The 12,936-nt window shown below is 71.7% G+C and carries 11 protein-coding genes; 8 read left to right on the forward strand and 3 right to left on the reverse strand.

Features of this window, described 5'->3' with window-relative positions:
* Positions 1–295: 295 nt before the first annotated feature.
* The 4 genes from ABT114_RS20095 to ABT114_RS20110 are packed head-to-tail and all read left to right on the forward strand — an operon-like array spanning position 296 to position 6,782.
* Entirely contained in the window at positions 296–1,117 is an 822-nt protein-coding gene (locus ABT114_RS20095) for a glycosyltransferase family 2 protein (protein WP_351144150.1), read from the forward strand.
* Positions 1,114–2,124: a glycosyltransferase family 2 protein gene (locus ABT114_RS20100; protein WP_351144151.1), complete on the forward strand. Its 1,011-nt coding sequence runs from the start codon at positions 1,114–1,116 to the stop codon at positions 2,122–2,124. The genes ABT114_RS20095 and ABT114_RS20100 overlap by 4 nt, the downstream gene beginning before the upstream one ends.
* Positions 2,117–2,917 (forward strand): polysaccharide deacetylase family protein, encoded by an 801-nt coding sequence (locus ABT114_RS20105; protein WP_351144152.1) that lies wholly within the window; start codon positions 2,117–2,119, stop codon positions 2,915–2,917. The genes ABT114_RS20100 and ABT114_RS20105 overlap by 8 nt, the downstream gene beginning before the upstream one ends.
* A complete protein-coding gene (locus ABT114_RS20110; protein ID WP_351144153.1) occupies positions 2,910–6,782 on the forward strand; it encodes a polysaccharide biosynthesis C-terminal domain-containing protein in 3,873 nt (1,290 codons plus the stop codon). Before ABT114_RS20105 ends, ABT114_RS20110 begins: the two co-directional genes overlap by 8 nt.
* Positions 6,783–6,845: 63 nt before the next feature.
* On the opposite strand, the gene ABT114_RS20115 is transcribed toward ABT114_RS20110, so the two are convergent.
* On the reverse strand, positions 6,846–8,267 hold the full coding sequence (locus ABT114_RS20115; RefSeq protein ID WP_351144154.1) for a GH39 family glycosyl hydrolase: 1,422 nt from the start codon (positions 8,265–8,267) through the stop codon (positions 6,846–6,848).
* Positions 8,268–8,466: 199 nt separating this feature from the next.
* Between ABT114_RS20115 and ABT114_RS20120 the strand changes: the two genes are divergently transcribed.
* Together ABT114_RS20120 and ABT114_RS20125 are read left to right on the forward strand one after the other, a co-directional pair.
* Complete coding sequence (locus tag ABT114_RS20120; protein ID WP_351144155.1) at positions 8,467–9,561, forward strand: DUF5925 domain-containing protein; 1,095 nt, start codon at positions 8,467–8,469, stop codon at positions 9,559–9,561.
* A 60-nt stretch (positions 9,562–9,621) separates the two neighbouring features.
* A complete protein-coding gene (locus ABT114_RS20125) occupies positions 9,622–10,401 on the forward strand; it encodes a DUF72 domain-containing protein (RefSeq protein WP_351144156.1) in 780 nt (259 codons plus the stop codon).
* 5 nt (positions 10,402–10,406) lie between these two features.
* On the opposite strand, the gene ABT114_RS20130 is transcribed toward ABT114_RS20125, so the two are convergent.
* Entirely contained in the window at positions 10,407–10,775 is a 369-nt protein-coding gene (locus ABT114_RS20130) for a GntR family transcriptional regulator (protein ID WP_351144157.1), read from the reverse strand.
* 93 nt (positions 10,776–10,868) lie between these two features.
* Here ABT114_RS20130 and ABT114_RS20135 point away from each other — a divergent pair, with 93 nt between their 5' ends.
* Entirely contained in the window at positions 10,869–11,798 is a 930-nt protein-coding gene (locus tag ABT114_RS20135; RefSeq protein ID WP_351144158.1) for a GNAT family N-acetyltransferase, read from the forward strand.
* Entirely contained in the window at positions 11,779–12,279 is a 501-nt protein-coding gene (locus ABT114_RS20140) for a ribonuclease FAU-1 family protein (RefSeq protein WP_351144159.1), read from the forward strand. The genes ABT114_RS20135 and ABT114_RS20140 overlap by 20 nt, the downstream gene beginning before the upstream one ends.
* Before the next feature lie 16 nt (positions 12,280–12,295).
* On the opposite strand, the gene ABT114_RS20145 is transcribed toward ABT114_RS20140, so the two are convergent.
* Positions 12,296–12,919: a class I SAM-dependent methyltransferase gene (locus tag ABT114_RS20145; RefSeq protein WP_351144160.1), complete on the reverse strand. Its 624-nt coding sequence runs from the start codon at positions 12,917–12,919 to the stop codon at positions 12,296–12,298.
* Between the last annotated feature and the right edge of the window lie 17 nt (positions 12,920–12,936).

Genomic DNA, 12,936 nt, shown 5'->3' on the forward strand with positions numbered 1-12,936 from the left:
CATCTCACCCGCATCGGTCCGTCGGCACACGGCTTCAGGGGAGGGACCAAGGGCCGCGGCGTATCGGGGCGGAGCGCGGTAGGGGGGTGCCGTACTCGGTGAGCGCACTTGTCGCCGAGTCGTGCCGCGCGACCGGCTGCCGTTTCCTGGCGGGCCGGCCAGCTTTGCCAGCTCATCCGCATGCACGGAGAGCCATTTCGCCGTGCCGTGGATGAGAAACCCCCCTTTCGAACCGGACACAAAACCGGGCTGCCCCCAGGGGCGGGCGGTCCACCGGACGAGAGGGACCAGACTCATGAGCTCAGTTCTGCGCCCGCCCACTTCGGGCCAGGATCCGCTGACGGCCGGCAGCTACCGGCCGATCTCCTCTCACCTGGCCATCACGCCACCGGTGAGCGTGGTCATACCGGCCATGAACGAGGCGGAGAACCTTCCGTACGTCTTCAAGACCCTTCCGGACTGGATACACGAAGTGGTCCTGGTCGACGGCAACTCCACCGACGACACCGTCGAGGTCGCCCGCGGGCTGTGGCCCGGCGTCAGGGTCGTCGAGCAGCACGGCAAGGGCAAGGGGGATGCCCTGATCACCGGGTTCGAGGCGTGCACCGGCGACATCATCGTGATGGTCGACGCGGACGGCTCGGCCGACGGCAACGAGATCGTCTCGTACGTCTCCGCCCTGGTCTCGGGCGCGGACTTCGCCAAGGGCTCCCGCTTCGCCAACGGCGGCGGCACCGACGACATGACCTTCATCCGCAAGCTCGGCAACTGGGCGCTGTGCACGGTCGTCAACCGCAAGTTCGGCGCCCGCTACACCGACCTCTGCTACGGATACAACGCGTTCTGGCGGCACTGCCTCGACAAGATCGACCTCGACTGCACGGGCTTCGAGGTCGAGACCCTGATGAACATCCGGGTGGTCAAGGCCGGTCTGAAGGTGCAGGAGATACCGAGCTACGAGTACCTCCGCATCCACGGCGCGAGCAATCTGCGGGCCGTGCGGGACGGGTTCCGGGTGCTGAAGGTGATCCTCAAGGAGCGCTCGAACCGGCGGGAGTTGCGCCGGCAGGCCCACCACTCGCCGATGCTCGACTCGGTCCGGGGAGAGGTGTCTTGAGCGGTCCCGACATCTCCGTCGTGATCTGCGTCTACACGGAGGACCGCTGGGAGGACATCCTCGCGGCGGTCGCCTCCGTACGCACGCAGTCCCGTCCGGCCCTGGAGACGCTGCTGGTCGTCGACCACAACCCGGCGCTCCAGGACCGCCTGACGAAGGAGTACAAGGAAACCGGGGCGGTCCGGGTTCTCGCCAACGCGGGTCCGCGCGGGCTGTCCGCCGGCCGCAACACCGGCATCGCCGCCTCCCGCGGCGAGGTGATCGCCTTCCTCGACGACGACGCCGTCGCCGAGCGGAACTGGCTGCGCCGATTCGCCGAGGGGTACGCCGACCCGCGCGTGCTGGCGGTCGGCGGCCGCACGGTGCCGATCTGGGCGTCGGGGCGCCGGCCCGCCTGGTTCCCCGAGGAGTTCGACTGGGTGGTGGGCTGTACGTACCGGGGCCTGCCCCCGGGCCGGGTCCAGGTGCGCAACGTCCTCGGCGGAAACGCTTCTTTCCGTCGTACGGCGTTCGACGCGGCGGGCGGTTTCGCCACCGGCATCGGGCGTGACGGCGACCGGCGCCCGCTGGGCTGCGAGGAGACGGAGCTGTGCATCCGTCTCACCCGGGCCAGACCTGACGCGGTCCTGCTGATCGACGACCGCGCGGTGATCCACCACCGGGTGCCCGAGGCGCGCGAGCACTTCGGGTACTTCCGCACGCGCGCCTACGCCGAGGGCCTGTCCAAGGCCCTGGTGGCCCGGAGCGTCGGCGCCGGCAAGGGCCTGGAGTCCGAGCGGCGGTACACGACCCGGGTCCTGCCGGCCGGGGTGGCACGCGGCCTGCGGGACGCGCTGCTCGCCCGGCCCGGCGGCGCGGGCCGCGCCGGCGCGATCGTCGCCGGGGTGCTCACGGCAGCCGGCGGGTACGTGGTGGGCCGCGCCCGGACGCGCAGGGGCGGGGCCACTTTCTCGGTGGTGCGGATCGAAAAGACGACCCAAGGGAGCACGGGGGAAGCACATGACTGAGCCACGCGTGCCCATCCTCATGTACCACGCGGTCGCGGCCGATCCGAACGACGCCACCCGGGCCCTGTCGGTCGCCCCCGAGGCGTTCGCCGAACAGATGGCACTCGTCGGCGACCTGGGCCTCACCCCGGTCACCACAGCCGACCTGGCCGCCCGCTGGCGGTCCGGCCGGCCACTGCCCGCCCGCCCGGTCCTGATCACCTTCGACGACGGCTACGAGGGCGTGCACCGGCACGCCCTGCCCGTCCTGGCCAAACACGGCTTCGCGGCCACGCTGTTCGTTTCCACCGGCTGGATCCGGGGCGCCTACGACACCGGCGGCGGCCTGGACACCATGCTCGACTGGAACCAGGTGCGCGACCTCGCGGGCGCGGACGTCGAGATCGGCGGCCACAGCCACAGCCACCCGCAGCTCGACCAGCTCGACGACGACTCCCTGCGGGGCGAAGTGACCCGCTGCCGGGACATCGTCGCCGACGAACTGGGCGCCCTGCCGGTGTCGTTCGCCTACCCCTACGGCTACTCCAGCCGCCGGGTGCGGAACGCAGTCCGCTCGCACGGCTTCGCCCAGGCGCTCGCCGTCGGCAACGGTCTCGCCCGCCGCCGCCAGGGGCCGTACGCCCTGCAACGCGTCACGGTGCGCCGCAGCACCGGCATCGAGGAGTTCGAGCGGCTCGTCGAGGGCCGCACGATCGCCCGTACCTTCGCCAGGGACCGTGCCCTCACCAAGGGGTACGCGATGGTCCGCAGATCCCGCCAGATCCGCCGGAAGGCCAGCCGTTCCCGTGTCTGACACGACGACCACCACAGCCCAGGAAGCGTCGACCGTGACCGAGGCGCCCGAGCGGGCGGCGCGCCGGCTGCGCCTGCCCGGTCTGGGCAGGTCCCCAGGCGGCGGCAACCAGCTGTTCCGCAACGCCTACGCCCTGATGCTCAACACCGGCATCTCCGCGGTGCTCGGCCTCGGTTTCTGGCTGGCCGCCGCCCGCTACTACTCCGAGTCGGCGGTCGGCCAGGGTTCCGCCGCGATCGCCGCGATGAAGCTCCTCGCGGGCCTGACCGCGGTCACCCTGACGGGCGCGCTGGCCCGCTTCATACCGGTCGCCGGGCGGGCCACGGGCCGCTTGATCTTCCGTACGTACGCGGGCAGTACGGCGGTCGTGGCGGTGGCCGCGGGCGTCTTCCTGCTGACCCTGGACATGTGGGGGCCGTCGTACCGCTTCCTGCACGGACCGCTCAACGGCCTCGGCTTCATCGCGGCGATCGTCGCCTGGAACCTGCTCACGCTCCAGGACGGTGTGCTGACGGGGCTGCGCAGCGCGCTGTGGGTGCCGGTCGGCAACACCGTGTTCTCCGCCGTCAAGCTGGGGCTGCTCGTCGCGTTCGCGGTGGCGATCCCCACGACCGGCGTCTTCGTGTCCTGGGTCGCCGCGATCGCCACCTCCGTGGTGCCGCTGGGCTGGCTGGTGTTCCGCCGGCTGGTGCCCCGGCACGTGAAGGCGACCGAGGACCACGCGAATCCGCCGACCCTGAAGGAGATCGGACGGTTCCTCGCCGGCGACTACACCGGCTCGCTGTTCTCACTCGCCGTGGTCTACCTCGTCCCGGTGATCATCGCCTCGCAGGTCAGCTCCGAGGACAACGCCTACTTCTACATCACCACGACCATAGGCGGCACGGTCAACCTGCTCGCCATCAACATGGGCGCCTCACTGACCGTCGAGGGCTCGCACGATCCGGCCCAGCTGGCCGTCAACACCCGGGCCGCGCTGAAGCGGATGGCCCGGATCATGCTGCCGGTCGCCGGTGTGCTGTTCGTCGGCGCGCCCTGGATCCTGGGCGTCTTCGGCGCGGGCTACGCGGACGCGGCCACTCCGCTGCTGCGCTGGTTCGCCGTCGGCGCGGTGCTGCGGGTCGTCATGGAGACGTACTTCGCGGTGCTGCGCGCCCAGAGCCGCACCGGCCCACTCGCCTGGCTGCAGGGCCTGTTGTGCGTCCTGGTGCTCGGTCTGACGCTGCTGCTCCTGCCCCGCATGGGCCTGACCGGCGCGGGCGTGGCCGAGATCTCCAGCCTCGCGGTGATCGTGACGCTCGCCGCACCCAGGCTGTACCGCACGGTCAGGGCCGCGCCGACCGCGGTTCCCGAGACCGCCGCCCCGGACGGGGACCTCGCCGACCTGGGGGCGCGCGAGGTCCCCGCCCCGGGCGCGTTCCGCAGGCCCGCCTGGGCGCTGGACTCCGACACCCTCGCCCTCGGCATCCACGTCGACTTCGACCACCAGGAGCGCCGGCCCGACGTCCGACCGGGCCCGGGCACCCCGCCCACCGGCACACCCGTGGTCGGCACCGAGCGGCCGACCCGGGCGCTGGAGCGGCAGCCGGGGTCGGAGGCGTTGCTCGGCCCGGCCGACGCCGCGCTCCGGAAGGACACGGAGATCGACGCCCCGTTCGGGGCGGACTTCGACGCGGGCTTCGGCGACCTGGACCGTGAACTCGACGCGGCCTCGGAGGCGGACCAGACCGTCGTACGGGAGGCGGAGGCATCCCTCGCACGGCAGGATCCGCCCGTACGGGAAGATCCCCCCGTGCCCGAGGATCCGTCCGTACGTGAACCCGATGCGCCGCGCTCCTGGCGCGAGCGCCTGCTGCCGACCCGCCTCGGTCTGGTCCTCGGCTGTCTGCTGGTGGCCGCGCTGCTGCTCTACTGGGTGCCCGCGCTGCGCCTCGGCGACGCCGACCTCGACGAGATGGGCGGGCTCGGGCTGATCTCGGTCCTGCCGCTGCCGACGCTGATCGGCGCCGCGCTGCTGATCGGGGTCTTCGCCGCGCTGCTCTGGCTGGGCCGCGAGCACAAGGCGCTGCTGCTGGTCACGCTGCTCGCGACGGTCGTCTCGCTGCACGCGCTGCCCGCCGTGATCGAGACCGAGCCGCGGTTCGCGACCGCCTGGCAGCACCTCGGCTTCCTCGACTACATCGACCGGAACGGTTCGGCCGTGCCCGACCTGGACGCGCGCTGGAGCTGGCCGGGCTTCTTCGCCGCGGCCACGTTCGTGCTGAAGGCGTGCGGGGTCACCGACTACACCGAGCTCATCCGCTGGTGGCCGCTGGCCATCCAACTCCTCTACCTGGCCCCGATGTTCCTGCTGGTGCGCTCGATGCGGGCGAGCTGGCGCGCCAAGTGGACCGGCATCTGGATCTTCGTGCTCAGCGGCTGGGTCGGCCAGGACTACTTCTCCCCGCAGGGCTTCACCTACCTCCTCTATCTGGCCTTCGTGGCGATCCTGCTCGTCTGGTTCCGCGCCCCGCGCGTGCTCTGGACGAAGCGGCGGCCCGGCGAGGCGGAGGTCGAGCCGGCCAACCACCGCCAGCAGGCGGTCCTGCTCGGCGTACTGATCGGCCTGTTCGCGGCGAGCGTCCCGGCCCACCAGCTCACCCCGTTCGTGATGCTGGGTGTACTGGCGGTCCTGGTCCTGCTCGGCCGCTCCGAACTGCGCGGCCTGCCCCTGCTGTTCGCCGTGATCGTGGCGGCATGGGTGGGCTTCATGGCCGAGCCGTACTGGTCCGGACACTTCGACGAGCTGTTCGGCGGGGTCGGTGGCGTCGGCAGCAATGTCTCGACGTCCGTCTCCGGCCGTATCCAGGGCGGCAGTTCCACCCACAAACTCGTGCTCTACACGCGCGTGCTGCTGGCCGGCTCAGTGATGGCGTTCGCCTGTTGGGGCTGGTGGCGACGGCGCTACCACAAGTACCGCGAGCGGTCGCTGCTCGTCCTCACCTTCGTCCCGTTCCTGGGCTTCGGCATGCAGTCCTACGGCGGCGAGATGGCGCTGCGCGTCTTCATGTTCGCCCTGCCGGGCGCCGCCCTGCTCGCCGGACTCGCGCTGTTCCCGCGTACCGGGATCACCGCCGAGGAACGCGACAAGGACCGGATGAGCCTCGCCCCGATGGCCGCGCTCCTGGCGGGCCTGATCCTCATGGGCGGCTTCCTGGTGGCCCGTTGGGGCAACGAGCCGTTCGAGCGGATCCGGCCCGGCGAGGTCACCGCCATGGACTACGTCTACGCCCACGACGACCCGACCGTGCGCCTGCTGTGGCTGAGCAATGACACCGTGAACAACGTGACGCCCGCGATGCCGTGGGGCGCGAAGGACATGGAGAAGGTGCAGTACGTGCCGACACTGGCGCCCAGCGACCCGGTGCTGGTGTCCGGCCTGGTCAAGGCGCTGAAGGACGCGGGCCCCAACTCGTACCTGATGGTCAACCGCAGCCAGGTCGTCTACCTCCAGCTGGACGTGGGCTACTCGGCGACCTGGGAGCCGCGGCTGCTGGAGAACCTGGACCAGCGGCAGGAGCTGAAGAAGGTCCTCGTCAACGACGACGTGACCATGTACGCGCTGCGCAAGCAGCCGGCGGGCAAGGTGGCCAAGGCCGAACCCGGCCCGATCGGCCCGCAGATCACCTGGACGCCCTGGTCGGTCGTCGGGGCGCTGGCGGCCGTCGCGCTGATCATGCTGCTGACCGCGCGCGAGGTGGCCCGGGTCGCGATGCGGCCGAGCGTGCGGCAGTTGCGGTGGCTGCAGAGCAGCTTCTGGTTCGCGCTGCCGCTGCTGGCGGTGCTGTTCGCGGCGCTGGTGCAGCGGTTCCTGACCATGAAGTGAGCGACGTACGAGGTGGGGTGGCTCACCGGGCCCAGCGGGTCCAGGGCCCCTGGGCCCAAGGGCTCACCGGGTGAGCCACTTCACCTCGTACGCCTGCATCTCGAACCGCTTGCCGTCGATCTGCGCGCTGATCGGCCGGTCGAGGGTGTTGACCACTAGGACGACCTTGTCGGTGGCGAGGACCCGGACGTTGGGCACGTCGTCCGCGGCGACGGACACGGTCGCGTACTTCGTGCCCGGCCCGAACGCCGCACCGAACCGGGAGACCAGGCCGTACATGGGCAGTTCCCCGCCGCCGCCCCCGCTGCTGGTCGGTGTCCACAGGCAGCCCGGGCAGTCGGTGCCCTTCTCCTCCTCCGGGTTCCAGTAGAAACCGGACGAGGCGCCGCCCCTGACCATCGCGATCATTCCGGCGGCCTGCACGGCGACGCGGCGGGTCTCGGACCAGCCCTTGCGGTCGTCGTTGCCGTCGGCGGGTTCGACGTAGTACTCCGCCCACCACAGGGGCAGGTCGCCGGTCTGCCGCCGTACCCACTCGCCGACGGCGGTGAACTTGTCGGTGGCGCCGAACTCGTCGGGCAGCAGGTCGTCGTCCTTGGTGTAACTGGAGCCGTCGACGACGACGAAGTCCGCGCCGGCCTTGTTCTTGTTCCAGTAGTCGAAGGCGTCGAGGACCCGCTGGTCCATGGCGCCCCACTTGCCCTTGACGGTCGTCGAGGCCTCTTCCGCACGCGGGTCCACGCTGTCCATCACCAGGTACGGGCCGCCGACCATGATGTCCTTGTCGACCTTCTTCAGGGCGTTGTAGACGAGGTTGTACAGCTGTGTGTACCCCTCGTAGTCCCAGCGGCCCTCGGTGTTGTTCCAGAAGCCCTTGAACTCGTTCCAGACGATGAAGTGGCGTACGTCCGGGTAGCGCCTGGCGACGGTCGCGGCGAGCGCCGCGAAGTCCGCGTAGTGCTCGGGCCGCGGGGCGGTCTCCAGGGCGGACTGGCTCCAGTCGGTGTTGCCGGTGCCGGCCTTGCCGCCCTTCATCCAGTCCGGTGAGCAGCACAGGGTGATGACCGGGGTGCCGCCGGAGTCCCGCACGAAGTCGACACGGCGGTCCAGCGCGCCGAAGTCGTAACGCCCCTTCGCCGGCTCGGGGTTGTCGGCGCCCCAGCCCATGATGGCCTGGTTCTGCGGCAGGCCCCCGTCCGTCGACAGCAGCCCCTCGACCCGCCGGGTGGCGGCGCCGCTGCCCTCGTCGGCGCTGAACTGAGTGTGCGTGAAGCCCCAGCCCACCTCGGGTTTCGCGACCTCCTTCGGGGTGGCGGGAGTGCCGTGCACCTTGTCGCCGTCGGGCGTGGTGCCCGCGGTGCCGCCGCCGCCCCCCGGCAGTGTGTTGATCAGTGTCACGATCAGAGCAAGCGCGGCCACGCCCACGCCGAGCAGCGCGGTGAGCCGCCACCGCAGTGCCCCCGAATTCCACCCATGACGTCCCATCAAGGGCAACAGTAACGGCGGGAACGGGCGTACGGGCAGGTGTTGGCATGGCACACCCTTGTAACAGGACGGAGGAGATACAGAGGGGCGGAGAAGGGGCGCAGAAGGGACACACCGGAAGTGGGGAACGCAGCCGACACTTCAACGCGCACCGCGGAAACCGGGTGCACTCGGCGCCCGTGTGCCGGATCATGGCGGCATGTCCGCGAACCCACACGACGCTCTGCCGATCCGGCTCAACGTCGACGACTCCGACTCCCCGTCCGACGTCGTCGACGCGCTGTTCCTCGGCCGCTTCGCGACGGGCGAGCAGCCGTTCTCGCACGCCTCGAACATCGACCGCGTACGGTCCGGCGCGTCGCTGCTGCCGCCGGACGCCCGGGTGCTGCGCATCGCCCGCGACGACGACCGCAGCGCGACGCTGGCCGAGGGCGACGGCTGGACCCTCCTCGTCTCCCGCTGGAACCGGGGCGCCGACGTCACGGTCACGGCGACCAGCGCCGAGCTCGCGGCGAAGGTCCTGGACCAGGCCACGGACGGCGCGGCGGACGAGCCGGAACCGCAGCCGGAGAACGTGACGATGGGCTTCTGGTACGTGTCCCCGAGACGGGGCCCGCACCGCACCACCCGGCAGATCTCGGCGGGCACGTGGGACGAGGTGCGGGCCAACTACACGGCACCGGTGGCCGACGCGATGGACCGCCTGATGAAGACGACCCCCGAGGACATCGCCGGCCGGCTGCTCCTGCTGCACGGGCCGCCCGGCACCGGCAAGACCTCGGCGCTGCGCACGCTGGCGCGTTCCTGGCGGGACTGGTGCCAGGTGGACTGCGTCCTGGACCCGGAGCGGCTCTTCAGTGACGTCGGCTATCTGATGGACATCGCGATCGGCGAGGAGGACTCCGCGGGCAAGGGCCGCTGGCGGCTGCTGCTCCTGGAGGACTGCGACGAACTGATCCGCGGCGAGGCCAAGCACACCGCCGGCCAGGCCCTGTCCCGCCTGCTCAACCTGACCGACGGCCTGCTCGGCCAGGGCCGCAACGTCCTCGTCGGCGTCACGACCAACGAGGACCTGGAACGTCTCCACCCGGCCGTCGTCCGCCCCGGCCGCTGTCTGGCCCGTATCGAGGTCGGCGCGCTGACCCGCGCGGAGGCGGTGAACTGGCTGGGCACGGAGGAGGGGGTCGGCCGGGACGGGGCGACGCTGGCGGAGCTGTACGCGCTGCGGCGGGGGACGTCACCGACCTCGGTGCCGGAGCCGCGGGACGCGGCGGATGCGGGGCTCTATCTCTAGCGGCATCTCCGGCGACATCTCAGCGACCGCCTCTGGCGCCCTGAGTGTTTTCATGGAGGTATGACCCTGTTCGTGGGCACGTCGGGCTGGCAGTACCGGGACTGGCGCGACGTGCTCTACCCGGCCGACGTGCCCCTGCGGCTGTGGCTGGAGGAGTACACGACGCACTTCGCCACGGTGGAGATCAACAACGCCTTCTACCGGCTGCCGAGCCGCGAGACCTTCGAGAGCTGGCGCGACCGGGTTCCTGCGGACTTCGTGGTCGCGGTCAAGGCGAGCCGCTATCTCACCCACATCAAGCGGCTGCGGGACCCCGAGGAGCCGGTCGACCGCCTGATGACCCACGCGGCGGGCCTGGGCGACCGCCTCGGCCCGGTCCTCCTCCAGCTGCCGCCGAACCTGCGCGCCGATCCGGGGCTGCTGGACAGGTGCCTCGCCTGCTTCCCGAAGGGCACGCGGATCGCGGTCGAGCCCCGCCACGACTCGTGGTGGACGCCCGAGGTGCGCGAGGTGCTGGAGTCCCGGGGCGCGGCCCTGTGCTGGGCCGACGCGGGGTCCCGGCCGGTCACCCCGCTGTGGCGCACCACCGACTGGGGCTATGTCCGCTTCCACCAGGGCCGCGCCCGGCCCTGGCCCCGCTACGGCCGCCAGGCCCTGTCGACATGGGCCCAGCGCATCGCCGACACGTGGTCCGACGACCGGGACGTGTACGCGTACTTCAACAACGACCCGGGCGGGGCGGCGGTCGAGGACGCGGGGGTCTTCGCACGGGCGGCGAGGGCGACGGGGCTGACGCCGACGCGTACGCCGGAGGGCGTGCGTCAGCATGCCCTCCACTGAACTCCCTACCCGTCGTACGCCGCCCGCAGGGCATCGCGTACGGCCGCCAGCGCGTCCGCCTCCGTGAGTCCGAGCCGCCGGGCCCGCTCCACGTAGGCCTGCGCGGCCGCCGCCAGCTCCCGCTCCGCGGCCGCCCCGGCCGCCGCGACATATGTGCCGTGCCGCCCGCGTGTCTCGATCACCCCGTCCGCCTCCAGCGCCCGGTACGCCTTGGCCACCGTGTTCACCGCGAGGCCCAGCGACTCGGCCAGTCCGCGCACGGTCGGCAGCCGGTACCCCACCGGCAGCACCCCCGACCGCGCCTGCGCGGAGATCTGCGTCCGTACCTGCTCGTACGGCGGGGCGCTGTCATCGATGTCGATCTTCAAGGTCACGGGGTGATTGTCCCGCACGCGCCCGTGCGCCGCCCGTGCCCCGCCCGAAAATGAGAGGCGTCCCGGCGCAGGTCCCCCGTAGCGTGCGGCTGCATGACTGTGATCGTGCGCGACCTGCGTCCCGACGTCCGCCCCGACCTCGAGGCCTTCGCCCATGTCCGCCATCTTGCCCTCCCGTTCATCCTGTGGACCCCGGACGCCGTCGTCCACCGGCTCGTCCACACCCACCCGGACGCCCGCTTCCGGTGCCTCGTCGTGGAGGAGGACGGCGAGGTGATCGGCACGGCCCAGCTCGGCCTCGCCCACGACAGCCCGGAGCCGGGCCAGGGCTTCCTCAACGTCTACGTGCGCCCGGACCGGGTCCGCCGCGGCGCCGGCGGGCTCCTCGTCCGCGCCGCCGAGGAGCACCTGGCCGCGCAGGGCGCGACCAGGCTGTTCTCCTGGGTCCTCGACGAGCCTGCCAACCGCGCCTTCGCCGAGCGGCACGGCTACCGCGCGAGCCGGTCCGCGCACTTCCTCCGGCTGGACCTGGCGAACGGCACCCTGCCACCGCTCCAGGACCCTCCGCCCGGCGTCGAACTGCGCACGGCCGCCGACTTCGCGGACGACCCGCGCCCGCTGTTCGAGCTGGACGCGGAGACGACGTCGGACGAACCGAGCGACATCGACACCGAGTTCACGGACTACGAGACCTGGGTCGAGGAGAACTGGAAGCACCCGCTCCTCGACCGTGACGTGACCACGGTCGTGGTCGTCGACGGCCGCCCCGTCGCCTTCAGCGCGGCCCACACGGACGGCGCCACCCGCTACGCCAGCGCCATGACCGGCACCGCCCGGGCCTTCCGCGGCCGGGGCCTCGCCAAGCTCGCCAAGACCGCCTCCCTGCACCGTGCCCGCGCGGCCGGGTACACGGAGGCGTTCACGGGCAACGACGCCGGCAACGGCCCGATGCTCGCGATCAACAAGTGGTTCGGGTACGAGATCTGCGGGACGGAGGTGCGGTATGTCCGCGAACTCGGCTGACCCGGCCCGCTGGGTGGACGTCGTCCTCGTCAAGGGCGGCCGGACGAAGATCCGTTACCCCGCGGAGCTGCTCCAGGACGACGGCACCCGGATCGTCGTGCGCGCGCCCTTCGCGGGCGGTGCCGTGCGCGATTTCGGCTTCGTGCGCTTCGAACCGGGCGACGTCTTCACGGAGTACTACTGGCGCGACCTCTGGTACGCGGTGATGGAGGTCCGTGGTCCCTCGGGCGAGCTCAAGGGCTGGTACTGCGACATCGCCCGCCCGGCGACCTTCTCCGGTACCGAACTCGTCGTGGAGGACCTCGACCTGGACCTGTGGCGCTCCGCCGACGGCAGCGACATACGACGGCTGGACGAGGACGAGTTCGAGGAGAGCGGCCTCACGGAGAAGGACCCGGAGGCCGCGTCCGCCGCCGTGGCCGCCCTCGACCAGCTGGAGCGGCTGGCCCGCGAGGGCGGCTTCGACGAGCTGCTCACCTAGGGCCCGTCCGCCCGGCTCACGTCAGTGCCACCACCGCGTACCGCTCGTCCGCCACGTCCTTCCCCCACAGCAGCGCCTCGTCCGACAGTCGCTCCAGGCGCACCTCCTCGGCCAGCGGCGTCACGAGGGCCGTGAGCCGGTCGGCGGGTATGCCGACCGGGCTGAGGGTGCCCCACACACCCTCGACCAGCACGAGCCGGCCGCCGGGGCGCAGCAGGTCCCGCCAGTGCCGCAAGGCACGTCCGGGGTCGGGCAGGGTCCACAGCACGTGCCGTACGAGCACGGTGTCGAAGCGCTGCTCGCCCACCGGCGGTGCCGCCGCGTCACCGATGAGGAACGCGGCGTCACGTCCGGCGAGTTTCTCGCGGGCGAGGGCGACCATGGCCGGGGACGTGTCGACGCCGGTGACGCGGTGTCCCTGTTCGGCGGCGAGGAGCGACAGGCTGCCGGTTCCGCAGCCGAGGTCGAGCAGGTCGCCCGCCCGCTCGGGCAGCCAGTCGCGGAGCCGTCGCGCCCAGGCGGAGCGCACCTGCGGATCCCGCAGCCCGTGATCCGGCTCGTCGTCGAACGCGGCGGCCTCCGCGTCCCAGTCCATGTTTGCCGAGGTCGCAGCGGTGAAGTCAGCAGTCTCATCCGTCATGCGCCAAGCGTGACACC

It is taken from the genome of Streptomyces sp. NPDC002088 (assembly GCF_040296605.1).
Lineage (GTDB): Bacteria > Actinomycetota > Actinomycetes > Streptomycetales > Streptomycetaceae > Streptomyces.

Bases quoted from the DNA above. Each gene is read 5' to 3' on its own strand.
- ABT114_RS20140 (WP_351144159.1), top strand. From the start codon at position 11,779: ATGTCCGCGAACTCGGCTGACCCGGCCCGCTGGGTGGACGTCGTCCTC.
- ABT114_RS20105 (WP_351144152.1), top strand. From the start codon at position 2,117: ATGACTGAGCCACGCGTGCCCATCCTCATGTACCACGCGGTCGCGGCC.
- ABT114_RS20135 (WP_351144158.1), top strand. From the start codon at position 10,869: ATGACTGTGATCGTGCGCGACCTGCGTCCCGACGTCCGCCCCGACCTC.
- ABT114_RS20095 (WP_351144150.1), top strand. From the start codon at position 296: ATGAGCTCAGTTCTGCGCCCGCCCACTTCGGGCCAGGATCCGCTGACG.
- ABT114_RS20125 (WP_351144156.1), top strand. From the start codon at position 9,622: ATGACCCTGTTCGTGGGCACGTCGGGCTGGCAGTACCGGGACTGGCGC.
- ABT114_RS20145 (WP_351144160.1), bottom strand. From the start codon at position 12,919: ATGACGGATGAGACTGCTGACTTCACCGCTGCGACCTCGGCAAACATG.
- ABT114_RS20115 (WP_351144154.1), bottom strand. From the start codon at position 8,267: ATGGGACGTCATGGGTGGAATTCGGGGGCACTGCGGTGGCGGCTCACC.
- ABT114_RS20120 (WP_351144155.1), top strand. From the start codon at position 8,467: ATGTCCGCGAACCCACACGACGCTCTGCCGATCCGGCTCAACGTCGAC.